Here is a 22,309-nt window from a genome sequence, read left to right on the forward strand (position 1 = left end):
CCGCCGCTACCGCGCCAGCCAGCGCATTGGCGGGGCTCATGTGCTCTCGCGCACACTCGGGAATGCCTCTGGCGGGCTCCTGCCGGCTCTCTGGAACAGCCGCAAAGCACTGAAATCATTCAGACTTCGAGCCAGCACCGACGCCCAGGACCTGCGTCGCACCGACTTTTCAGAAATTGACGATTATTGACGATCGTCAATTTTGTGTCAGCGTATTGCTGCCGGACGGATCCGGATGCCCCAAACTGCGAGGGCTCCCATGGTGTGGTCTCCCTTTCTCGCCGTCCCCGTTCTCGGGCTCACCGCCCTGGCGCTTGGCGCCTGCAACGAGGCGCAGGCCCCCGCCGCCCGGCCCGAGACGAGTCGTCCGGTCCTCGTCCAGCGCGTCGCCGCCGAGAGCCGGGTGCCCGAGCGCAGCTTCGTCGGCACGATCCGCCCGCGCATCGAGAGCGATCTCGGCTTCCGCGTGCAGGGCAAGGTCGCCCGCCGCCTCGTCAATGTCGGGGACGTGGTCGCGGCGGGCCAAGCGCTCGCCACCCTCGACGAGATCGACCTGAACCTCCAGACCGAGCAGGCGGAGGCCGAGCGACGGGCCGCGAGCGTGGCGGTCGAGCAGGCCGAGGCCGACCTGAAGCGCACCCTCACCCTCGCGACGCAGGGCTGGACCGCGACCGCCGTCACGGACCGCCAGAAATCGGCGACCGAAGAGGCGCGCAGCCGCCTGCTCCGGGCGGAGCGGGCGCTGAACCTCGCGCGCAACGCCGCCTCCTACGCCGTACTGAGCGCGGATGCGGACGGCGTCATCACCGCGACATCCGTCGAGCCCGGGCAGGTGGTGGCGCCGGGCCAAGCTGCGATCCGCCTCGCCCGCACCGCCGAGCGCGAGGCCGTGGTGGCCGTGCCCGAGGCTCTCGTCGGCCGGGCGCGGGAGAACGGGGCGAGCGTCGCGCTCTGGTCGCAGCCGAATGTCCGCTACCAAGCCCGCCTGCGCGAGCTCGCCCCCGCCGCGGACGCCGCTACCCGCACCTACCTCGCCCGATTCTCCCTGCCCGAAGCCGATGCCGCCGTGCAGCTCGGCATGACGGCGACTGTCACGCTGACGGCCGATTCCGCCGAGCGGGTGATGCGCCTGCCCCTCGCGGCGCTCTTCAACCAGGGCACCGGCCCCGCCGTCTGGACGGTGGACGAGGAGGGGCGGCTCACGCTGAAGCCGGTCACGGTCGCGGCCTACGAGGCACAGGAGGCGCTCGTCGTCTCCGGTCTCGCGGACGGTGACCGCGTCGTGCGGCTCGGCGTCCAGAAGCTCGATCCCGGCCAGCGCGTGCGCGTGGTCGAGGCGCTGGAATATTGAGGCGGCGCCCCAGCGCGTCCGCCAGGGAGACGATCCCATGAAGCGCTTCAACCTCTCCGAATGGGCGGTCCACCACCGGGCGGTGGTGCTGTTCCTGATCCTCGCCGTCGCGGCGAGCGGCACCCTCGCGTTCCTGCGTCTCGGCCGGGCCGAGGACCCGAACTTCACGATCAAGGTGGCGGTCGTCACCGCAATCTGGCCCGGCGCGACGGCCCGGGAGATGCAGGATCAGGTCGCCGACCGGATCGAGAAGAAGCTGCAGACGCTTCCCCATTTCGAGAAGGTGATGACCTACGCGAAGCCCTCCTTCGCGGCGATGCAGGTCACCTTCCGGGACAACACGCCGGCCGCCCAGGTGCCGGCCCTGTTCTACCAGATCCGCAAGAAGCTCGACGACGTGCGGGGCGAATTGCCGGCCGGCGTGATCGGCCCGAGCGTCAACGACGAGTACGGCGACGTCGATTCGATCCTCTACATGCTGACCGGCGCCGGCGCCGATTACGGGCAGCTGAAGAAGGTGGCCGAGGGCCTGCGCCAGCGCCTCCTCAAGGTCGAGGGCGTTGTCAAGGTGAACCTTTACGGGGTGCAGGAGCCGCGGATCTTCGTGGAATTCAGTCACGCCAAGCTCGCGACCCTTGGGCTGACGCCCCAGACCCTGTTCGAGTCACTCGCCCGCCAGAACGCGGTGACGCCCGCCGGCACCGTCGAGACGGGCGCGCAGCGGATCCCGCTGCGGGTCACCGGGGCGCTCGACGGCGTACGTGCGGTGGCCGAGACGCCGGTCGAGGCGAACGGCCGCACCTTCCGCCTCGGGGACGTTGCGAGCGTCAGCCGCGGATACGCCGACCCGCCGGACCAGCTCGTGCGCCAGCGCGGCGAGCCCGCCCTCGGCGTCGGCGTCGTGATGGCGCGCGGCGCCAACATCCTGGATTTCGGCAAGGCGGTCGGGGCCGCGACCGGCGAGTTCATGCAGGCAGTGCCGCAAGGCATCTCGGCGGAGCAGATCGCCGACCAGCCGAAGGTGGTCGAGGAGGCGGTCTCGGAGTTCGAGCATTCCTTCGTGGAGGCGCTCGCGATCGTGCTGCTCGTCAGCTTCCTGTCGCTCGGCTGGCGCACCGGCATCGTGGTGGCGCTCTCGGTACCGCTCGTGCTCGCCATGACCTTCGTGGTGATGCAGGCCATGGGCATCGACCTGCACCGCATCACGCTGGGCGCCCTCATCATCGCGCTGGGCCTGCTCGTCGACGACGCCATCATCGCCGTCGAGATGATGGTGGTGAAGATGGAGCAGGGCTGGGACCGGATGCGGGCCGCCGCCTTCGCCTGGGAATCGACCGCCTTCCCGATGCTCACCGGCACGCTCGTCACGGTGGCGGGATTCCTGCCGGTGGGCTTCGCCAATTCCTCCACGGGCGAGTATGCGGGCGGCATCTTCTGGGTGGTGGCAATCGCCCTCGTCGTGTCCTGGCTCGTGGCCGTTGTGTTCACGCCCTATCTCGGCGTGCTGCTGCTGCCGAAGGATCTCGCCAAGCGTCACGCCGTGCATGGCGACCCGGACGCGCTCTACGACACCCGCCTCTACCGGACGCTGCGCCGGGTCATTCAGGCCTGCGTGCGCTGGCGCAAGACGACCGTGCTCGCGACGCTCGCCATCTTCGTCGGCTCGGTCGTCGGCTTCGGGCACGTGCAGCAGCAATTCTTCCCGCTCTCCGAGCGGCCCGAGCTGTTCCTGCAATTGCGGCTGCCGCAGGGAACGTCGATCGGCGCCACGCGGGCGAGCGTGGAGCGCGCCGAGGCGCTGATCGGGCGGGATGACCCGGACGTCGCGACCTACACCGCCTATGTCGGGCAAGGCTCGCCGCGCTTCTGGCTCGGCCTCAACCCGGAACTGCCGAACGAGGCCTATGCCGAGATCGTCATCGTGGCCAGGGGCGTGGCGGCGCGCGAGCGCGTCAAGGCGCGTCTCGAGAAGGCGGTGGCGGGCGGCGCGCTGGCGGAGGCGCGGGTCCGCGTCGATCGCTTCAATTTCGGGCCGCCGGTCGGCTTCCCCGTGCAATTCCGCGTGGTGGGCCCTGATCCCGCCCGCGTGCGCGACGTCGCGTACCGTGTCCGCGACGTCGTGCGCGGCAATGACAAGACGGTGGAGGCGCAGCTCGACTGGAACGAGATGGCACCCAGCGTCCGCCTCGTCGTCGACCAGGAGCGCGCCCGGGCGCTCGGCCTCAACGTGCAGGACGTGTCGCAGACCCTGCAGACCCTCTTGACCGGCATCACCGTGACGGCGGTGCGCGAGGGCATCGAGCAGGTGGGCGTGGTGGCCCGCGCGAACGCCGCCGAGAGGCTCGACCTCGGCCGCGTCGGCGACCTCACGGTGCTCGCCCGCAACGGCCTCGCCGTGCCGGTTGCGCAGGTCGCCCGGCTCGAATTCGCCCACGAGGAACCGATCCTGTGGCGGCGCAACCGCGACATGGCGATCACCGTGCGGGCGGACGTCGTCGACGGCGTGCAGCCGCCCGACGTGACGAACGCGATCTGGCCGCAGCTCAAACCGATCCGGGATTCGCTGGCGCCTGGCTACCGGCTCGAGATCGGCGGGGCCGTCGAGGAGGCGGACAAGGCGAACGCCTCGCTCTTCGTACTCTTCCCCGTGATGATCCTCGCGATGCTCACCCTGCTGATGATCCAGCTGCAGAGCTTCTCGCGCCTCTTCCTCGTCTTCCTCACCGCGCCGCTCGGGCTGATCGGGGCCTCGCTCGGCCTCAACCTCTCGGGCAAGCCCTTCGGATTCGTGGCACTCCTCGGGCTGATCGCGCTTGCCGGGATGATCATGCGCAACGCCGTCATCCTCGTCGACCAGATCGAGACGGACGTGGCTTCGGGCCATCATAGCCGGGGGCAGGCCATCGTCGAGGCGACGGTGCGCCGGGCCCGTCCCGTGGTGCTGACGGCGCTGGCGGCGATCCTCGCGATGATCCCGCTCTCGCGCAGTGCCTTCTGGGGGCCGATGGCGATCACCATCATGGGCGGGCTGTTCGTCGCGACCTTCCTGACTTTGCTGTTCTTCCCCGCCCTCTACGCCCTCTGGTTCCGCCGCAGGCTGGACGAGGGAGCGCCCGACGCTCAAACTGAGGCCCGTTCCCCGGTCCACCACCTCGCCATCGCGGCAGAATGACGGGCCGCCCGGATGGACCTATTCTGCGTACAAGCGTTCTGCCACCGATGACCGTGACCGACCTAGCCCGCGACGCCGCGACCGACCCGGACACCAGCGACCTGCGATCGCGCATCCTCACGATCGCCGAGCGGCTGTTCCGCGACATGGGCTACCGGAAGACGACGGTCGCCGATATCGCGGCGGCCCTGCGCATGAGCCCCGGCAACGTCTACCGCTTCTTCCCGTCCAAGAAGGCGCTGAACGAGGCGGTTGCCGAGCGGCTGCTCGCGCAGATCGAGGCGGAGCTCGGCCGGATCGTCTCGGAATCCTGTTCGCCCGCCCGCGAGCGCCTGCGCCGGTTCCTGCGGACCACGCACGCGATGAGCGCGGGCCAGTTCACGGCCAACCGCCGCATGCACGACATGGTCGAGGTGGCGATGGCCGAGAGTTGGGAAGTCATCCACGGCCATATCGACCGCGTGGAGGAATTGCTCGTCGTCCTCGTGACGGAGGGCGTGCGCAGCGGCGAGTTCCGGGCTGTGGACCCGCGGGCGGCGGCGCGCTGCGTGCAGACCGCGATCGTGCGCTTCTGCCACCCCGCCCTGATCGCCCAATGCGCAGACCGCGAGCAGCCGACAATCGACGAGATGACCGATTTTTTGCTGACGGGATTGGGGACGGGCTGAGGGTCAGGCGGGGTCGGCCATGTGGGCCGCGCCGTAGCGGTTGTGGACGCCGAGGGCCCGGTAGAGGGCGTTGGCGTGCACCTTCACCGTGTTCTCGGTCAGCCCGAGGGCGATCGCGATCTCCTTGTTGGAGCGGCCGCAGCGGATCAGGCGCAGCACGTCCTGCTGGCGCGGGGTGAGCTTGCCGGTGAGTTCCGGAAGCCGCGCCGGCACGGGAACGGCCGGGGGCGCCGATTGCGGCGGCAGCTCGGTCACCGCGGAGGGCACGTAGATGCTGCCCGCGAGCACCGTGCGGAAGGCGTTGGCGATCTCGGAGATACCGAGCGTCTTCGGGACGTAACCGTGCAGACCCGCCTGCAGGGCGAGCAGGATGTCCTCGCGCCCGCCCGAACCCGTGACGACGACGACTCGCACCTTCGGAAACACCTCGCGCACGCTGCGCAGGCTGGTGGCGTTGCCGACGCCCGGCATGGCGAGGTCGAAGGAGGCGAGGCTGATCTCCGGATGCTCCCCGAGCACCTGCATGGCCTCGTCGAGGGAACCCACCTCGATGACCGAGGTGAAGCCGCAATCGCGCTTCAGGAGGTCGGAGACGGCGGCACGAAACAATTCGTGATCGTCGGCGACGAGGGCGACGGCGCCTGGACTGCTCATGGTCTGTCACCTGCGCGTGAGCGGAGCCGCTTCATGAGGCTCGTTGGATAGGAGGAGGCCATGACGCCGCCGTCAGGTTCGGCGGGCGACTCGGCCGGCGGTACAGCTGTCTCTGGCACGACGATGACGCGCGCGCGCTGCGCGGCGCGAGCCTCGCCGATGGCCGCGACCGTCTCGTCGAGGCAGGCGAGGAAGTGGGCGCGCTCGGGCCCGTCCGGCGCGCCGCCCTTGCAGGCGGCCTCGAAGGACTGGGCGGCCTTGCTGAGGCCGGGAAAGTCGAGGATGCAGGCCGTCGAGATCATCGCGTGCGCCTTGCAGGCGGCGGCCTCGTAGTCGCCGGCCCGAATCGTGTCGCGCAGAATGCGGATGTCCTCGCGGAGGTTCCCACGCGCGGCGTCGAGGCGCTCTTCCGACAGCCAGTGCCTGCCCGAGGTCGACGCTTCGGGGCTGGCGACGACCGGAAGCGGCGCCTCGCGGCGCACCGGCTGCGTGCGTAGCCGGAAGGCGTAGCGGATCAGCACCTTCGCGAGCGCGGCCTGGGTCAGCGGCTTGCCGACATGGCCGTTCATCCCCGCCTCCTCGAAGCGGCGCAGGTGGTGCGAGAGCACGTCGGCCGAGCAGGCGATGACGGGCACGTCGTGCGAGGGGTGGTCGAGGCTGCGGATGATGCGGGTCGCGGCGCTGCCGCTCATCCCGGGCATCTGCTCGTCCATCAGGACGAGGTCGTAGGACTTGGCCTGGACGGCGGCGATCGCCTCCTCGCCGGAGGAGACGATGTCGACGCTGGCGCCGAGAGCGGTGAGCAATTCACCGATCAGCTCCCGGTTGAGCGAGATGTCCTCGACGACGAGCACGTTCGCCTCGAAGGCGCTGCAGGCCAGCGGAACATCCTCGGCGGGCCCTGTCGACATGTCGGCCACCGCCAGATCGAGATCGAGACGGAAGGTCGAGCCGGTGCCCAGCGCGCTCTCGACCTCGATGCGGCCGCCCATCTGCTCGATGAGGTGGCGCGAGATGGCGAGGCCGAGGCCAGCCCCCCCGAAGCGCCGCTCGCTGCCCGCATCCACCTGCGAGAAGCGTTGGAACAGGAGATGCTGCAGCTCGGCCGGGATGCCGATGCCGGTGTCGGTGATCTGGATGGTCAGGCGGCAGCGTCCGTCCGTCGCCGGCGGTGCCTCGGCCCGCAGGACGACGCGCCCGGTCTCGGTGAACTTGATGGCGTTGCCGAGCAGGTTCAGCATGATCTGCTTGAGCCGGTCCGGGTCGCCGAGGAGCGCCGGGGGCAGGCCATCCTGGATCTCGATGTCGAGGACGAGATGCTTCGCCTGCGCCATCGGCATGACGATGGCGGACGCCTTCTCGACGAGATCCTTCAGCGAGAACGGCCGCAGCTCCAGGGTGACGTCGCCGGCCTCGATCTTGGCGAGGTCGAGGATGTCGTTGACGATGCGCAGGAGGCCGCTCGCCGCGTCCTGGATGCGGCTGATGCGCCGGCTCTGCGACTGGCTCAAGGTCCGGTCCGAGCCGAGGAGGTCGGCGTAGCCGAGGATGCCGTTGAGCGGCGTGCGCAGCTCGTGGCTCATCGTCGCCAGGAAGTCGGCCTTGGCGACCGAGGCGGCCTCGGCCCGCTCCTTGGCGACCTGCAACTCCTCGTCGCGGGCGTGATGGGCGGTGACGTCGCGGGAGATGGCAAGGATCCGGCGGGTCAGGCCGTCGGCCCCCACCATCGGCGTCACCAGCACGTCGAGCCAGTGCTGCTCGCCGCTCTCCGCCCGGCGCCAAGCCGTGAACCGGCTCGGACGGCCGCGCTGGGCCAGCGCGATCGCCTCGCGGGCGGCCTTGCCGCCCTCGCCGGGCCAGAACGTCGACCAGAGGCGTCCCTTCGCGGCGACGCGCGGATCCTCGCCGTGCAGGGTGCGGCAGCGCTCGTTCGAGAAGATCACGCGCCCGCGCACGTCAAGGACCTTGATGATGTCGGGGCTGTTCTCGAGGATGCTCTCGGTCAGCACGTGGCTGTCGGCGAGTTCCCGCGTGCGGTCGGCTACGCGCCGCTCCAGGTCCTGATTGGTGCTGCGCAGGCTCTCGGCCTGGTCGCGCAGGCGGTCCGAAGCCTCGGCGAGGATATGGCAGACCATGTCCGACTCGGCGATGCCGGTGCTGCGCCGGTCGATCGGCTCGCCGCGCACGAGCTGGCGGGCGGCCTCCTTGGTGAGCCGCGCCGCGTAGCGCATCCGTCGCGTGAGGATCACGGCGCACGGCACCGCGATCAGCATGAGCGAGGCCGCCACTGCGGCCAGCAGCCAGAGGCTCTGACGAGTCGATTTTTGCAGAGCCGCGTGCGAGACGGAGGTCAGCACGTACCAGCCCGAGATCGGCGAGCGGCGGTAGAAGCGCCGGACCTCGACCCCTCCGACGTTCGTCGCATCGACCCGGCCCGTCGCGCCCTCCATCGCCGAGAGGTCCGTGACGCGCGTGCCCATGAAGCGGTCGCTCTCGACGGTGCGGGCGATCATGGCGCCGGTCCGATCGACGAGTGCGCCGAAATGCGGCGGCGCGAGCCGCGCCGATTGCATCAGCGTGGTGAAGTGCGAGGGCTGGACGGCGAAGAGCAGGACGTAGCGCTCGCCCGAGGGCGAGTTGACGGGCAGCGAGACCGTGACCTGGCGCCCCCGCCCCGGCACGTAGGGCAGGAGGTCGGAGATCGAGACGTGCCCGGGCTCCTGCGCCCATGTGGCGGCCGAGGGCCTCAGGACCTCCGGCACCCAGTGGGGCCCGCCCTCCGCCAGCAGGTCACGCCCGGCACGGTCGAGCAGCATCAGCTCGCCCGGCCGGCCGGCCAGCGCCTCGCGGCCCTGGTGACGAAAGCGCGCGATGTCGTTGTCGACGATCGGAGAGGCGCCGAGCGCCTTGAGTGCAGCGATCAGCGTGATGAGGTCGCGCTCGACGAGGAGGCCGAGATCGATGTTCGCCTCGATGGACACGCCCTCAAGCTTGGACCGCTCGGACTGGATGAACCGGCTCGTAACAAATGTTAATATTCCGAGAAGCGGCAGCGTGAGAACAAGCGCAAACACGCAGAGGTAGAACGAGAATGGCCAGACGCGGGGTGACTTGGGTTGGCCTCCCCCGGCGAGTCGTCCAATCCGATCTGTGCTAACAACCCAGGACACTGGTCCGTCCGCTTCTGCACACTTGCAGGTTGGTACGATTTTGAGCACGGGCGGAAATTGCTGACAAGAGACTTTCGGCTTCGCTCAAACGGATATTTGGAATTTTCCCCCCGTGACAACTTTTCTGCCACACGAAGACTGGTGTTAGAACGGGTACTAACACTGCCTCCACGAGTCCTCAGGGATTAACATTCGATAGAACGTCAGCACCGCGACAACTGCGTATTCTGCCGCACAGATTCTGCTCATTCGTGAATACACGCGCACAACCGAAATTTGCGTGTGCAGGGCTTAGCGCCGCGTTCTGAGCTCAGTTGCATCCGTCGACGCCGAGCGCGACGTGATGGTGCTTCGAGAAGAGATCGGCTCGGCGCACCTTCGGAGCGGCATCAAGCGCTGAGCACCGTACCATAGTTCAGAGCTCAATTTGCACAGTGTTAGAGCCATGCGATAGAGGCATGTCATCGCTGGTAGATTGCGGACGAGGCTTCATTCCAGGATCATCAGGCTCGGGCATCGAACTCGTGGACGCGGCTCGCGCACATGACCGCTCGTCTCCTCGTCCGCGCGGGCGACGCTCTGGCGCCGCGCTTCCACGCCTCGGATCTCAAGGTCCTCCAGACCACGAGCGACGAGAACATCGCAGTCGACTTCCATCTCTTCGCCTGATCTTCCGAGGACGAGCGGGCGACGCGACGTGCCCCATCAATCGACGCGCACAGCCACGCCTGGCCGCGCCGGGGAAGCGTCCCGCGGCGCCCGCCCTCAGCGCGGCGGCGGTTCCGACCGCTCGGAGGGCGGCAGTCCTGCGTACCAGGCTGCGTAGGGTGTGGCCGCAACCGGGCGCCGGTCGAGATCTGGAGCCCCGTCCGTCCACCAGATCGGCCCACGCTCGCCGAGATCGCGCTTGGCCGCCTCGATCGCGATGCGCGCATCGGCGAGCGCCTGAGGATCCTTCGCCCTGCGCCCGGCCCGGAGCGCGCGGCGAGCCTCCATCAGGGCGCGCAGGCCCCGATCCCGCGAGACGGGCTCGAGATCCGGGCGATGGCGACGCCAGAGCCGGCCGAGCAGCACGATGTAGCGCCCATCCGGCGTCTCGATCACCCGCATGCCGGCTCTCCGCGAAAGAGTGGAGAGGCCCGATGATGCGCGAGCCTGTCAGGGTGGGCAACCGGCCACGACGACACCCTTTCGAGAGGGCGCGGTGCCGGGAGCCGTCCGGGTAAGCCCGGCCGGGCCGAGTGCCTGTGTCAGGGGAGGCCGAGAGGCGTTCGCGGCGCCTCGTCCCGCCAGCCCTTCGCGCCGATGAGGGGCACGAAGCTGACCGGCCCGAGCGTCTCGGCGTCGAAACGGTCGACGTCCCGGCGCACGACCTTCACCAGTGTCTGATCGCCCGAGCGCCCGCCGACCGGCATGACGAGGCGGCCTCCGATCTGCAATTGCCGGCGGAGGCAATCGGGAACCTCGGGGCCGCCGGCGGAGGACAGGATGGCATCGAAGGGCGCCCGCTCCGGCAATCCGAGCGTGCCGTCGCCGGCATGAACCCGCACCGTGTCGAAGCCGAGCGCGGCGAGGCGGAGGGAGGCCGCCCGCGCGAGTTCCGGGTGCCGCTCGATCGCGTCGACCTCGCCCGCGAGGTGGCTGATCACGGCGGCCGCGTAGCCGGAACCGGCACCGATCTCGAGCACCCGGTCGCCCGGCTGGATCGCCGCGGCCTCGACCATCAGGGCGACGATGTAGGGCTGCGAGATCGTCTGGCCGGCCCCGATCGGGAGCGGCCCGTCCTCGTAGGCCGAATCCCGGAGATCTTCAGGCAGGAACCGCTCGCGGGGAACGGCGCGCATCGCCGTGACGACGCGGGCGTCGGCCAGTCCGCGCCCGATGATCTGCCGCTCGATCATGCGATCACGTCGCCGCGCGAAATCCGCCATGGCCGCCTCCCGCCCGGAATGGTCGGTCCATCGGAACAAGATGGCCGCGGAGCGCGCGTTCCCGCTCGGATATCCGGTTGATCCATGATTTGCAGCTCTACCTGCGGTTGCGGTTCGCGGCGGCGCGGGCAAAGCCCTGAGGAGGATCGGCGGAGCCGCCCTTTGTCCGCTCGCAACGATGCGCTAAGCGAGCCCGGACCGGGTTCCAGCCTCGCCGGGGAGGAAGCCGGATTCGGGTCTTCACGGGGGCGAATGGCGCAGGCGGGGATGGGAGCGGCGGACGGAGCGGGCGAGCTGGCGGCGCTGCGGGACGAGCGCGACGCGCTGGCCGTCGAGGTCGCGCGGCTGCGCGGCCTCCTCGCGCAGCCGGAAACGTCGCAGCTCGCCGGACCGACCCGGTCTACGCCGGCGATGCGCGACGTCCTGTTCGCGGCGGTCGAGAAGACCCGCATGCCGATGATCGTCACGGATCCGAACCTTCCGGACGACCCGATCATCTTTGTCAATCGCGCCTTCCAGGAATTGTCGGGCTATTCCGCGGAGAGCCTGGTCGGCCGCAACTGCCGCTTCCTGCAGGGGCCGGACACCGATCCGGAACAGGTCGTGGCGATCCGCGCGGCGCTCGCCGAGCAGCGCGAGATCGCGGTCGAGATCCTGAACTACCGGATCGACGGCACTCCGTTTTGGAACGAACTCTACATCAGCCCGGTCTTCGGCACGGGGGGCGAAGTCCTCTACCATTTCGGAAGCCAGGTCGACGTCAGTTCCTACCGGCAGGCGCGGCAATCGCTCGCCCGCAGCGAGGCACGCTATCAGGCGATTTTCGACGGCGCCGTCGATTTTGCGATCGTCGCGACCGATTCCTCGGGTCTCGTCACCAACTGGAACGTCGGCGCGGAGCGCGTCCTGGGCTGGAGCGCGTCCGAGATGATCGGCGAGCCGGTCGACCGGATTTTCGTGCCCGAGGATCGGGCCGCGGGCCGAGCCGACTTGGAGATGGGGCGCGCACGCGAGAGCGGCTGGGCGAGCGACGAGCGTTGGCACCTGCGCAAGGACGGTTCGCGCTTCTGGGCCTCCGGCGAGATGCTGCCGCTGCGCGGCGAGGCCGGGCGCGTCGACGGTTTCCTGAAGATCCTGCGCGACCGCACCGCCGAGCGCGCCCGGGACGAGGCGCTCGCCGAGACGGAGACGCGCTTCCGCACGCTCGTCGAGGTGAGCCCGCAGGTGGTCTTCTTCGCCGACGCGACGGGCTGCGTGACCTACTGCAACCCGTTCTGGCACGCCTATACGGGGCTCGATCACGACGAGACGATTGGGGACGGCTGGATCCGTGCCTACCCACCCGAGCGGCGGCCAACCGTGATGGAGGCGTGGCGCTTGGCGGTCCAGACGGGCGAGCGCTACGAGGTCGAGATGCCGCTGCGCCGGGCGCGCGACGGCGCGGACCGCTGGTTCCTGGTGCGGGGGGAGCCCGTGCGGGACGCGGCCGGCCGGATCACGAGCTGGATCGGAGTCGCCATCGACATCGACGAGCGCAGGGCGGCAGAGGCGCAGCACGCCTTCCTTCTCGCGCTCGCGGCGACGCTGCTCGCCCTGTCCGAGCCGCGCGCGATCATGGACGCGGCGGCTGCGGCCCTGCGCAACCACCTCGACGTCGATCATGTCGGCTACGGCGAACTGGCCGGCACGGTGGCGGCGGAGGCGAGTGGTGCGGGCGTGCGCGCAGCGCTCCTGCGCGGCGAGACCGTCGTCGTCCCCGCCGCCGCGGCCCGCGGAGCGCCGACCTGGCCCGCCGCCATCCACGTCCCGCTGCTTCGCGACGGTGCGTTGCGGGCGATCCTCCAAGTGCGGTCGAACGCTCGGCAGAGCTTTCGGCCCGACGAGGTCGTCCTCGTCGAGGAGGTGGCCGCCCGCACCTGGGACGCCCTTGTCCGGGCGCGCGCCGAGGATGCCCTGCGCGAGCTGAACAGCTCGCTGGAGCGGCAGGTCGCCGAGCGCACCCGGAACTGGAGGCGATGTGGCGGACGAGCCGCGATCTCCTGTGCGTCGCCGATTTCAACGGAAACTTCCTCAACCTGAACCCCGCCTGGGCGACCACCCTCGGCTGGAGCACCGAGGCGCTGCGGGCGCGCCCCTTCCTGCATCTCGTCCACCCTGAGGACCGAGCGGCGACGATCACCATCCTGCACGGGCTGGAGCGGGGCGAGGAGGTGGTCGGCTTCGAGAACCGCTACCGGAGCCGCGACGGCACCATCCGCTGGCTCTCGTGGAACGCCGTCCCCCGCGACGGGCTCGTCTACGCCGTGGTGCGCGACGTGACCGTGGAGCGGGCGCAAGGCGAGGCCCTGCGCGCCACCGAGGATGCGCTGCGGCAGGCACAGAAGATGGAGGCGGTCGGCCAGCTCACCGGCGGCATCGCCCACGACTTCAACAATCTTCTCACCGGCATCGTCGGCTCCCTCGACCTGCTTCAGACCCGCCTCGGTCAGGGCCGCATCGACACGCTGGAGCGCTATGCCAAGGCCGCGATGACCTCGGCCAACCGCGCCGCCGCACTGACCCACCGCCTGCTCGCCTTCGCCCGGCGCCAGCCCCTCGAGCCCCGGCCGGTGGCGGTCAACGATCTCGTCGCGTCGCTCGAAGATCTCCTGCGGCGCACCCTGGGAGAGGCGGTCGCCCTGACGATCCGACCCGAGCCGGAGCTGTGGCCGACGCTCTGCGACCCGAACCAGCTCGAGAGCGCGATCCTCAACCTCGCGATCAATGCCCGCGACGCGATGCCGGACGGCGGCAGCCTGACGATCGAGACCTGCAACACGCATCTCGGCGCCGACATCGCCCCGCGCCATCCCGGAGTCACGGCGGGAGATTACGTCGCGCTCGCGGTCGGCGACACCGGCTCCGGCATGACGTCGGACGTCATCGCGCGCGCCTTCGACCCCTTCTTCACCACGAAGCCGCTCGGTCAGGGAACGGGGCTCGGCCTCTCCATGATCTACGGCTTCGCGCGCCAGTCGGAAGGACACGCAGCGATCCGCTCGGAGTCCGGCCAGGGCACGATCGTCACCCTCTACCTGCCGCGCCACCGGGGTGAGGCCGTGCCACTTCCGGAGCCGGACGGGTTCGATCCGAGCCGGCGGGCCGGCGACGGCGAGACGGTCCTCGTGGTCGAGGACGAGGCGGTGGTCCGCAACCTCATCGTCGAGGTCCTACACGATCTCGGCTATCGCGCCCTGCAGGCGGGCGACGGCGCGGCCGGCCTGCGCCTTCTGCAGGCTCCCGGCCGCATCGACCTGCTCATCACCGATGTCGGCCTGCCCGGCCTCAACGGCCGTCAGCTCGCCGATCAGGCCCGCGAGACGCGCCCGGGCCTGAAGGTGCTGTTCATCACGGGCTACGCCGAGAACGCGACCTTCGGCGAGAACCACCTCGCGCCGGGGATGCAGATGATCACCAAGCCGTTCCCGGTCGAGACGCTCGCGGCCCGCATCCGGGAGATGATCGAGACGCCGACCGCCTGAGATCGGGGCGTCGCGAGATATGCGGGGCGGACGTCGCGGACATCGAACGCGCGAACGTCATCGGCCTCCGAGCGACCGCGCCGGGCCGAGCGTTCCGGCTCGGAGGTCCCCCGGTCCTGGCGATCCTCCGCGCCGTGTGACCATCGCCTCGCGGCCGGGGAAGCTCCCGGGCGCCGGCGCAGCACTATAGCAGCGTGCCCCTCAGGATCAGCAGGGCCACCGTGAAGTAGATGACGAGCCCCGTCACGTCGACGAGGGTGGCGACGAACGGCGCCGAGGCGGTCGCGGGGTCGAAGCCGATGCGCTGGAGGATGAAGGGCAGCATCGAGCCCGCGAGCGAGCCGAAGGTGACGATGCCGACGAGCGCCGCGCCGACGGTCGCGGCCACGAGGGGCCAGTGCGGCCCGTAATCATAGAAGCCGGCCTTCTGCCAGATCACGATGCGCACGATCCCGATCCCCCCAGGATCGCCCCGAGGAGGAGCCCGGTCGGCACTTCGCGCAGGGCCACCCGCCACCAGTCGCGCAGCCGCACCTGATGCAGCGCCAGCGCCCGGATCAGCAGGGAGGTCGCCTGCGAGCCGGAATTGCCGCCCGAGGACATGATGAGCGGGATGAACAGCGTCAGCACGAGCGCCTTCTCCAGCTCGCCCTCGAAGCTCTGCATGGCGGACGCCGTCAGCATCTCGGAGAGGAACAGGGCGCAGAGCCAGCCGGCGCGCTTGCGGATCATCGTGAAGAAGCCGATGTCCATGTAGGGCTCGGGCAGCGCCTCCATGCCGCCGAAGCGCTGCACGTCCTGCGTTTGCTTCTCGACCATCGCGTCGATCATGTCGTCGACGGTGACGATGCCGATGACGTGGCCGACCGCGTCGACCACGGGCAGCGCGAGGAGATCGTATTTCGAGATCAGCCTCGCCGCCTCCTCGCGGCCCGCCGTCGGCGAGACGGCGAGCGGGCGCCGTCCGGGTGCCACCGAGAGCACGTTGTCTTCGGGATCGCCGGAAATCAGGCGCCGCAGGGGAACCGACTTCGTCAGCGCCCGGGTGCGCGGGTCGAGCACGAAGATCGCGTAGATGGTCTCGCGGGTCTTCTCGACGCGGCGGACATGGTCGAGGGTCTGGGCCACGGTCCAGTTGCCCGGCACCGTCACGAATTCCGTCGTCATCAGCGAGCCCACCGTCTCCTCGCCGTAGGCGCTGAGGCGGTCGACGGCGCCGCGGGTCTCGGCGTCGAGGCGAGCGCGCAGGTCCGAGCGCCCCGGCTCCTCGATTTCGCGGAAGATATCGGTGACCCGGTCGGCCGACATGCCGGAGAGGTAGCCGGCGACGCGGTCACGGGGCAGCATCTCGATGATGTCGGCCGCGCATTCGAGCTCGGGCTGGTCCAGCACCTCGACGGCCCGCTCCTGGGGAAGGCCGAGCAGGATTGCGGCGGCGACCTCCGGCGCTTCCTCGTTCAGGGCCTCGACGATGTCGGGGGCGCGCTCGTCCGAGAGGCGCGCGGCGAGGACGGCGGGGTCGACCCGCGCGTCGAGGGCGACAGATTCGGTCATGGGTCTCGCCTCCGGCTCCTCGGCACCGTTGCCCCGGTTCGCCCCGCGACCGACGCGCGGGCGTCCCGGAGGCGCCTCAGGGCGTCAGGCGGGGCAGCGGCGCGGAGCCGGGCACGGCTCGGGAGATCGATCGGAACTGTCGCTGGGCATCGCGGTCGATGGATTCCTGTACCGCGACGGCTCACCGAGTCGCCGCGGGCGCCGGGGTGGTGCGCCGGGACGGCGATCCCGTCAAGCGGAAGCGGCCGGGCCGAGCGTAGCTGCACTTCCGTGCATATGCAGGCCGGGCCGCCGCCTCGCCGAGCGGGCCGCCGAACCGAGCATCGGGTCGCCTTGCCCGACCCGGTTGACATCGGTCACCGACATCACCATCTCATTGCTACACAAGGCAAATTACGCTATCGCGTCTCTGCCGGCGTCGGCCCTCGGATGACCCCGACATCCTATGAGAAATATAAGTGTAGGGCCCACTTGTATTGTGCCCAACACATTGCCTATGTTCTCTCCATCGAAGCGAAGGAGACACGTCATGAAGTGGTCCGCCCCCGTCGTTCAGGAAGTCTGCGTCGGCATGGAGGTCACCAGCTACGAGTCCGCTGAGATCGATACCTTCCACTGAGGCGTCGATGGCTCGGGCATGCCGAGCACTCCTTCGAAACTGAAACTCAACCCTGGAGAAACGCTATGAAGTGGTCTGCCCCCATCGTTCAGGAAGTCTGCGTCGGCATGGAAGTCACCAGCTACGAGTCCGCTGAGATCGACACCTTCCACTAAGGCTTCTTCCAGCTCTGACGAGCCGGTCGACCGTCGAACCTGTCACCTCATTCCAACAGGAGATCCATCATGAAGTGGTCTGCCCCCATCGTTCAGGAAGTCTGCGTCGGCATGGAAGTCACCAGCTACGAGTCGGCTGAGATCGACACCTTCCACTAAGCTGACCGTCGCATCAGCGAATCGGCTTCGGGCGCCGTTCCCTTCGGGGGACGGCGTCCTTCTTTTTTGCCGATCTCCGATGCGAACGCGACCGTGCCCGAGGACATCGGGAAACGCGACGCGCGACAGCCGGGCGCCCCGTGACGGGCTTCCCGGCTGTCGTCGCTGATTGCCTGATCGAACCGCAGCGGCGCGCGTGACGGCGCTCCGAACGCGTGCTTCCCGCAAGGGAGTTAGGTCTCCGTGAGGCGCGATTCGCCCTCTCCGAAGCGGAGAGGTGGACGGTCTCAGCGGTGGACCGATCGCTCCCCGACGCCTTCCGGGCCGTGCTCAGAGGCGGTAGCGAATCTGGTCCGTCCAGAAGCGCTCGAGGCGGCCGAGCGCCTGATTGAGGCGGCCGAAATCGTCATCCGAGATGCCACCGATCGGCTGGATCGTGCGGGCGTGCTTGTCGTAGAGGCCCTGGATGATCTCGTGCACCTGCCGCCCCTTGTCGGTAAGGCTGATGCGCACGGAGCGCCGGTCCGTCTTCGAGCGGGCGTGGTGGAGGTAGCCGGCCTCGACCAGCTTCTTGACGTTGTACGAGACGTTGGAGCCGAGATAGTAGCCCTTGGTGCGCAGCTCGCTCGCCGTCAGCTCCTTGTCGCCGATGTTGTACAGGAGCAGCGCCTGGACGCTGTTGACGTCCTCGCGGCCGCGGCGCTCGAACTCATCCTTGATCACGTCGAGGAGGCGCCGGTGCAGGCGCTCCACGAGATGCAGCGCCTCGAGATAGGAGCCGCTCGCCACGGAAGCGTCGAGGGCGGAGGTGGTTTCGACAACCTTGACGGCCTGGGTCTTCATCGTGTGCCTCACCCGATTGTTGTGTCGGTCGCCGTGAAGTCCGACGCCGCTTATGGGCACAACGTATGGGTCGGGAATGAAAGGCGATTTAAGCGACAGGATGAATTCGCGATTTACTTCTCTCGGTAAATGCAAACTGAAACGGTTCCATCAACCTTCCATTTACCGGCTCTCGCGCGCCGCAAACCACGACAACACGAAGTAAACCGCAACTATACTTGCCTGCACGATCACGACCGGAAGCGGCGTCGGCAGGAGCTGCGGCGTGAGCGTCGCGAGGGTCAGGGCCGAGGTCGCGGCGAGCAGCCAGATCACCCCGCCCCAGGCACTGGTGAGCCAGAGGCCGACCGCCGCCGTCAGGTCGATCACGGCGAGGTAGACGATCACGGCCTGCCGCCCCACCGGCTCCGCCTCGAAGGAGCGTGGGCCCGGCACCAGATCGAGGATCGTGGCCCAGGCATGAACGCCCTTGGCGAGCCAGAGCAGGGCCGTCACCCGCATGAACCAGACGAGGACCGTGTCCCAAGTGGTGCGGGGGGCCGCAGCGCCCCGCTCGATCCGATCCCCCGCGGGATCCCCGAGCGCCCCCCGACCGATCCGTCCCGGGCCGCGCATCTCAGGCGAACCGCGGCTCGGGCCAGCCGGACGGTCCGAACGCCGCCCGCACCGCGTCGAGATCGACCTCCTCGAGGCGGGCGGGCCGCCAGGCAGGCTTGCCGTCCTTGTCGACGATCACCGCGCGCACGCCCTCGAAGAAGTCGGCGCCCTCCATCAGGCGGGTGACGAGCCGGTACTCGGCGAGGATCGCCTCGGCGAGGCTGAGATTCACGCCGCGCCGCATCTGCTCGCGAGCGATGCACAGGCTCGTGGGCGAGCGCGTGCGCATCAGCGCCGCCGTCTCGGCCGCGAAGGTTGAGCCGGCCGCAGCCCGCGCGTCGAGCCGCTCCAAGACCTCCGGCACCGTCTCGGCGTCGAAACAGGCCTCGATGAGGGCCCGCTCGGAGACCAGCGATCCGGCCGGAGGCGGCGGCGCGGCGTGCGGCGCGATCGCGTCCGTCACCGCGACGCCCGCGGCGAGGCGGTCGACGAGCGCGTCGAAATCGGTGCCGGGCACGTGATGCGTCGCGAGCCCGACGGCGAGAGCGTCGCCCGCCCCGATGCGCGCGCCCGTCAGCGCGAGGTAGAACCCCGTGTGCCCCGGCAGCCGCGGCAGCGCGTGGGTCATCCCGACATCGGGAAACAGGCCGATGCCGACCTCGGGCATGGCGAAGGAATAGTTCGCACCCGCGACCCGGTACTCGCCGTGCAGCGAGATCCCGACGCCGCCGCCCATCACGATGCCGTCGATCAGCGAAACATAGGGCTTCGGGTAGCGGCCCACATAGGCGACGAGGCCGTACTCGCCGGCCCAGATCTCGTAGAGCTCCGTCTCGTCGCCGGCTCGCGCCACCTCGTAGATCCGGCGGATGTCGCCGCCCGCGCAGAAGGCACGCCCGCCCGCGCCGCGCACGGCGACCCGGCTAATGGAATCGTCCTCCTCCCAGGCGCGGAGCTGCGCGTGCATCGCCCGGATCATCGGCAGGGACAGGGCGTTCAGCGCCTTCGGCCGGTTGAGGGTGACGAGGCCGAGGGGCCCGCGCCGCTCGAACAGGATCTCGCCTCCAGCCTCGCTCGTCATGCTCTGCGGGTCTCCCATGCCGGACGCTTAGACTCCGGCGAGGCGGCCCGCGTCAACCGAGCCTGCGGGCGGCCGGGTTTCAAGCGGATTCGCGAAGTGGTAGGCCCGGGCTCGCGGCGGCGCCCCCCAGCCCGCCCCGGTGTCACACACGAACAAGCGCAGCCATGCCGCACGCCCCGTCTAACGACACGCCCCAGCCGCGACGGCTCGCCGTCGAGACCGCGCGGGAGGATAGCCGCGGCGAGAGCCTGAAGATCACCCAGCGCCCGCGCCGCAACCGCAAGGCAGAGTGGTCCCGCCGCCTCGTCCGCGAGCACACGCTCACCGTCGACGACCTGATCTGGCCCCTCTTCGTGATCGAGGGTGCGGGCCGGCGCGAGCCCATCGCCTCGATGCCCGGCGTCGAGCGGCTCAGCGTCGACGAGATCGTGCGCGAGGCCGAGCGGGCGGCCCGCCTCGGCATCCCGGCCATCTCCTTCTTTCCCTACACGGAGAAGGCGTTGCGCGATCCCACGGGGTCCGAGGCGCTCAACCGCGACAACCTGGTCTGCCAGGCCGTGCGGGCCGTGAAGAAGGCGGTTCCCGAGATCGGCGTGATGACCGACGTCGCCCTTGATCCCTACACGAGCCACGGCCATGACGGGCTCCTGGAAGAAGGTGCCATCCTCAACGACGAGACCGTGGCGCTCCTCGTGGAGCAGAGCCTGATCCAGGCGGAGGCCGGCACCGACATCATAGCCCCCTCCGACATGATGGACGGGCGGGTCGGCGCGATCCGGGCCGGTCTCGACAAGGCGGGCTTCCGCGATGTCCAGATCATGGCCTACGCGGCGAAATACGCGAGCGCCTTCTACGGCCCCTTCCGCGACGCCATCGGCACGCAGGCGGCCCTCGTCGGCGACAAGCGGACCTACCAAATGGATCCCGGCAACGGCGCCGAGGCCCTGCGCGAGGTCGCCCTCGACCTCGCCGAGGGCGCCGATTCCGTGATGGTGAAGCCGGGCCTGCCCTATCTCGACATCATCCGCCGGGTGAAGGACGAGTTCGGCGTGCCGACCTTCGCCTACCAGGTGTCGGGCGAGTACGCGATGATCGAGGCCGCCGTCCGCAACGGCTGGCTCGACGGCGAGCGCGCCATGGCCGAGAGCCTGCTCGCCTTCAAGCGCGCGGGCGCCGACGGAGTGCTGACCTACTACGCGCCGCGCATCGCCGAGCGCCTGCGCGCCGGGGCGTGACGCGGCGCGGCGCCCGCGGGCTCCTGCTCGCCGGCGCGCTCGGCGGCTTCCTCGTCAGCCTCGCGGCCTGCGAGAGCGCGGTGCAGCGCCAGCGCGTCACGCTCTGCCGGCGCGCCGTGCCCGCCCTGGTGCCGGGCGAGACGGACTTGCGGATCCTGCGCGCGGGCTCGGCCTCCACGGCCGACAGCGTGCGCGTCGATTACGCAATCGGGCCACGGCCCCACGCCGCGCTCTGCCGTTTCAACGCGGGCGCCGAATTGATCGGCATCACCAACGATGGCACTCCGCTCGGCGGCGCGGCCCTGTATCTCCTCAAGCGCTACTACCTCGACACGCCGGATGCCGAGGCCGCCGACCCGGGGCGAGCCGTGCGCCAGAATTGAGCGCCGACGCGCGAGCGACCGACAACCTGCCATCGCAATCGCCAAGACCTGCTACCGCAGTGCAAAAAATTGGTGCATCGGTATTGCACTGCATTAAGACTCCTTTTGTACGGAATCGGTCAAATGTGACTCATCTTCCGCTGGAATAAGCAGAAAATGAGCATTGCCCATCGGTCAGCCGGATCCGAAAGTCTCGCAACGATCGTCGATCGCTCGACCAGTGCCCTGAAGGTCTCGACCGCGACCAGCATCGGCGCGATCCGCAACATCACCCGGCGCATGCATCTCCTCGCCATGAACGCGCTGATCGAGGCCGCCCATGCGGGATCCCACGGGGCCGGCTTCTCCGTAGTGGCCCAGGAAGTCCGGGGGTCGCGGGCGAGATCGACGGGCTGACGGCGCGGCTCGGCACCTCCCTCGGCGAGGGCGTCGCCACGCTCACGGAGGCGGTGGGACGGCTGGCCGCCGAGGCGCGGTCGGAGCGCTGCGTCGACCTCGCACTCAACGCGATCGAGATCATCGACCGCAATCTCTACGAGCGCACCTGCGACGTGCGCTGGTGGGCCACCGACGCCGCCCTGGTCGATTGCGCCGCCGACCCAACCGAGGCGGCGCGCGCCTACGCGAGCCAGCGGCTCGGCGTCATCCTGTCCTCCTACACGGTCTATCTCGATCTCTGGCTGTGCAGCCTCGACGGGCGGGTGATCGCCAACGGCCGTCCCGACCGGTTCGACGTGCGCGGACGCGACGTGCGGGCCGAGCCCTGGTTCGAGCGGGCCCGCCGCCTAACTAGCGGGGACGCGTTCGCGGTGGCCGATGTCGGCCGCGCCGCGGGCCTCGGCGGGGCCCAGACCGCCACCTACGCGGCCTCGATCCGCGAGAACGGCGAGGCGCTGGGGCCCCCCTCGGCTACCTCGCGATCCATTTCGACTGGGAGCCGCAGGCGCGCGCCGTGGTGGAGGGGGTGCGGCTCGCCGCCGACGAGCGGGCGCGCAGCCGCGTCCTGCTGCTCGATGCGGAGAACCGGGTCATCGCCTGCTCCAGGGGCAGGGGCATCCTGTCCGAGCGCTACCCCCTCCGCACGGAGGGGGCGGCCCAGGGCGCCTATATCGACGCGGGCGGCCGCCTCGTCGCCTTCCACGCCACGCCGGGCTACGAGACCTACCGCGGGCTCGGCTGGCGGGGCGTCATCGAGCAGGAGATCGGCTGAGGGGCG

16 protein-coding genes and 4 pseudogenes are annotated in these 22,309 nt (G+C 69.7%); 12 read left to right on the top strand and 8 right to left on the bottom strand.

The window, feature by feature from the left end; all coding sequences use genetic code 11:
• Positions 1-259 precede the first annotated feature (259 nt).
• The 3 genes from DK389_RS06365 to DK389_RS06375 are packed head-to-tail and all read left to right on the top strand — an operon-like array spanning position 260 to position 5,191.
• Positions 260-1,351: an efflux RND transporter periplasmic adaptor subunit gene (locus DK389_RS06365; RefSeq protein ID WP_109888187.1), complete on the top strand. Its 1,092-nt coding sequence runs from the start codon at positions 260-262 to the stop codon at positions 1,349-1,351.
• 37 nt (positions 1,352-1,388) lie between these two features.
• Positions 1,389-4,523, top strand: a complete 3,135-nt coding sequence (locus DK389_RS06370; RefSeq protein WP_109888189.1) for an efflux RND transporter permease subunit — start codon at positions 1,389-1,391, stop codon at positions 4,521-4,523.
• Between the two features lie 47 nt (positions 4,524-4,570).
• Positions 4,571-5,191: a TetR/AcrR family transcriptional regulator gene (locus DK389_RS06375; RefSeq protein WP_109888191.1), complete on the top strand. Its 621-nt coding sequence runs from the start codon at positions 4,571-4,573 to the stop codon at positions 5,189-5,191.
• 3 nt (positions 5,192-5,194) lie between these two features.
• Here DK389_RS06375 and DK389_RS06380 read toward each other — a convergent pair whose 3' ends face one another.
• Entirely contained in the window at positions 5,195-5,845 is a 651-nt protein-coding gene (locus DK389_RS06380; protein WP_109888193.1) for a LuxR C-terminal-related transcriptional regulator, read from the bottom strand.
• Positions 5,842-8,826, bottom strand: coding sequence for an ATP-binding protein (locus DK389_RS06385; RefSeq protein WP_109888195.1), 2,985 nt, complete (start codon positions 8,824-8,826; stop codon positions 5,842-5,844). Before DK389_RS06385 ends, DK389_RS06380 begins: the two co-directional genes overlap by 4 nt.
• Positions 8,827-9,558: 732 nt before the next feature.
• Between DK389_RS06385 and DK389_RS34910 the strand changes: the two genes are divergently transcribed.
• Positions 9,559-9,684 (top strand): hypothetical protein, encoded by a 126-nt coding sequence (locus DK389_RS34910; RefSeq protein ID WP_257791929.1) that lies wholly within the window; start codon positions 9,559-9,561, stop codon positions 9,682-9,684.
• Positions 9,685-9,780: 96 nt separating this feature from the next.
• Here DK389_RS34910 and DK389_RS06390 read toward each other — a convergent pair whose 3' ends face one another.
• On the bottom strand, positions 9,781-10,125 hold the full coding sequence (locus tag DK389_RS06390; protein WP_109888197.1) for a hypothetical protein: 345 nt from the start codon (positions 10,123-10,125) through the stop codon (positions 9,781-9,783).
• 140 nt (positions 10,126-10,265) lie between these two features.
• Positions 10,266-10,946, bottom strand: coding sequence for a protein-L-isoaspartate(D-aspartate) O-methyltransferase (locus DK389_RS06395; RefSeq protein WP_109888199.1), 681 nt, complete (start codon positions 10,944-10,946; stop codon positions 10,266-10,268).
• A gap of 456 nt (positions 10,947-11,402) precedes the next feature.
• On the opposite strand from DK389_RS06395, the pseudogene DK389_RS33955 reads away from it, so the two are divergent.
• A pseudogene (locus DK389_RS33955) lies at positions 11,403-12,488 on the top strand (PAS domain-containing protein); the annotation flags it as partial.
• Positions 12,489-12,893: 405 nt separating this feature from the next.
• Positions 12,894-14,467, top strand: a pseudogene (locus DK389_RS06405) (hybrid sensor histidine kinase/response regulator); the annotation flags it as partial.
• A gap of 184 nt (positions 14,468-14,651) precedes the next feature.
• Here DK389_RS06405 and mgtE read toward each other — a convergent pair.
• Positions 14,652-16,021 (bottom strand): annotated as a pseudogene (mgtE, locus tag DK389_RS06410) (magnesium transporter).
• Positions 16,022-16,550: 529 nt separating this feature from the next.
• Here mgtE and pqqA (DK389_RS06415) point away from each other — a divergent pair.
• From pqqA (DK389_RS06415) to pqqA (DK389_RS06425), 3 genes are all read left to right on the top strand, one after another.
• Positions 16,551-16,640: a pyrroloquinoline quinone precursor peptide PqqA gene (gene pqqA, locus DK389_RS06415; RefSeq protein WP_109888205.1), complete on the top strand. Its 90-nt coding sequence runs from the start codon at positions 16,551-16,553 to the stop codon at positions 16,638-16,640.
• Positions 16,641-16,705: 65 nt separating this feature from the next.
• Positions 16,706-16,795: a pyrroloquinoline quinone precursor peptide PqqA gene (pqqA, locus tag DK389_RS06420; protein WP_109888207.1), complete on the top strand. Its 90-nt coding sequence runs from the start codon at positions 16,706-16,708 to the stop codon at positions 16,793-16,795.
• A gap of 69 nt (positions 16,796-16,864) precedes the next feature.
• Positions 16,865-16,954, top strand: a complete 90-nt coding sequence (gene pqqA / locus DK389_RS06425; protein WP_109888207.1) for a pyrroloquinoline quinone precursor peptide PqqA — start codon at positions 16,865-16,867, stop codon at positions 16,952-16,954.
• Positions 16,955-17,284: 330 nt separating this feature from the next.
• On the opposite strand, the gene ldtR is transcribed toward pqqA (DK389_RS06425), so the two are convergent.
• From ldtR to DK389_RS06440, 3 genes are all read right to left on the bottom strand, one after another.
• The gene (gene ldtR, locus DK389_RS06430) at positions 17,285-17,797 is read right to left on the bottom strand and encodes a transcriptional regulator LdtR (protein WP_109888209.1); all 513 of its coding nucleotides are present in this window, start codon (positions 17,795-17,797) and stop codon (positions 17,285-17,287) included.
• Between the two features lie 162 nt (positions 17,798-17,959).
• On the bottom strand, positions 17,960-18,412 hold the full coding sequence (locus tag DK389_RS06435; protein ID WP_109888211.1) for a DUF6163 family protein: 453 nt from the start codon (positions 18,410-18,412) through the stop codon (positions 17,960-17,962).
• A 1-nt stretch (position 18,413) separates the two neighbouring features.
• Positions 18,414-19,475 (bottom strand): enoyl-CoA hydratase/isomerase family protein, encoded by a 1,062-nt coding sequence (locus DK389_RS06440; RefSeq protein WP_109888213.1) that lies wholly within the window; start codon positions 19,473-19,475, stop codon positions 18,414-18,416.
• 164 nt (positions 19,476-19,639) lie between these two features.
• Here DK389_RS06440 and hemB point away from each other — a divergent pair, with 164 nt between their 5' ends.
• The 3 genes and pseudogenes from hemB to DK389_RS35115 all read left to right on the top strand — a co-directional run bounded on the left by hemB (position 19,640) and on the right by DK389_RS35115 (position 22,303).
• Positions 19,640-20,710 (top strand): porphobilinogen synthase, encoded by a 1,071-nt coding sequence (hemB, locus tag DK389_RS06445; RefSeq protein WP_109888214.1) that lies wholly within the window; start codon positions 19,640-19,642, stop codon positions 20,708-20,710.
• Positions 20,707-21,093 (top strand): hypothetical protein, encoded by a 387-nt coding sequence (locus tag DK389_RS06450; protein WP_109888216.1) that lies wholly within the window; start codon positions 20,707-20,709, stop codon positions 21,091-21,093. The genes hemB and DK389_RS06450 overlap by 4 nt, the downstream gene beginning before the upstream one ends.
• A 156-nt stretch (positions 21,094-21,249) precedes the next feature.
• A pseudogene (locus tag DK389_RS35115) lies at positions 21,250-22,303 on the top strand (cache domain-containing protein).
• Positions 22,304-22,309: the final 6 nt, after the last annotated feature.

It is taken from the genome of Methylobacterium durans (genome assembly GCF_003173715.1).
GTDB lineage: Bacteria > Pseudomonadota > Alphaproteobacteria > Rhizobiales > Beijerinckiaceae > Methylobacterium > Methylobacterium durans.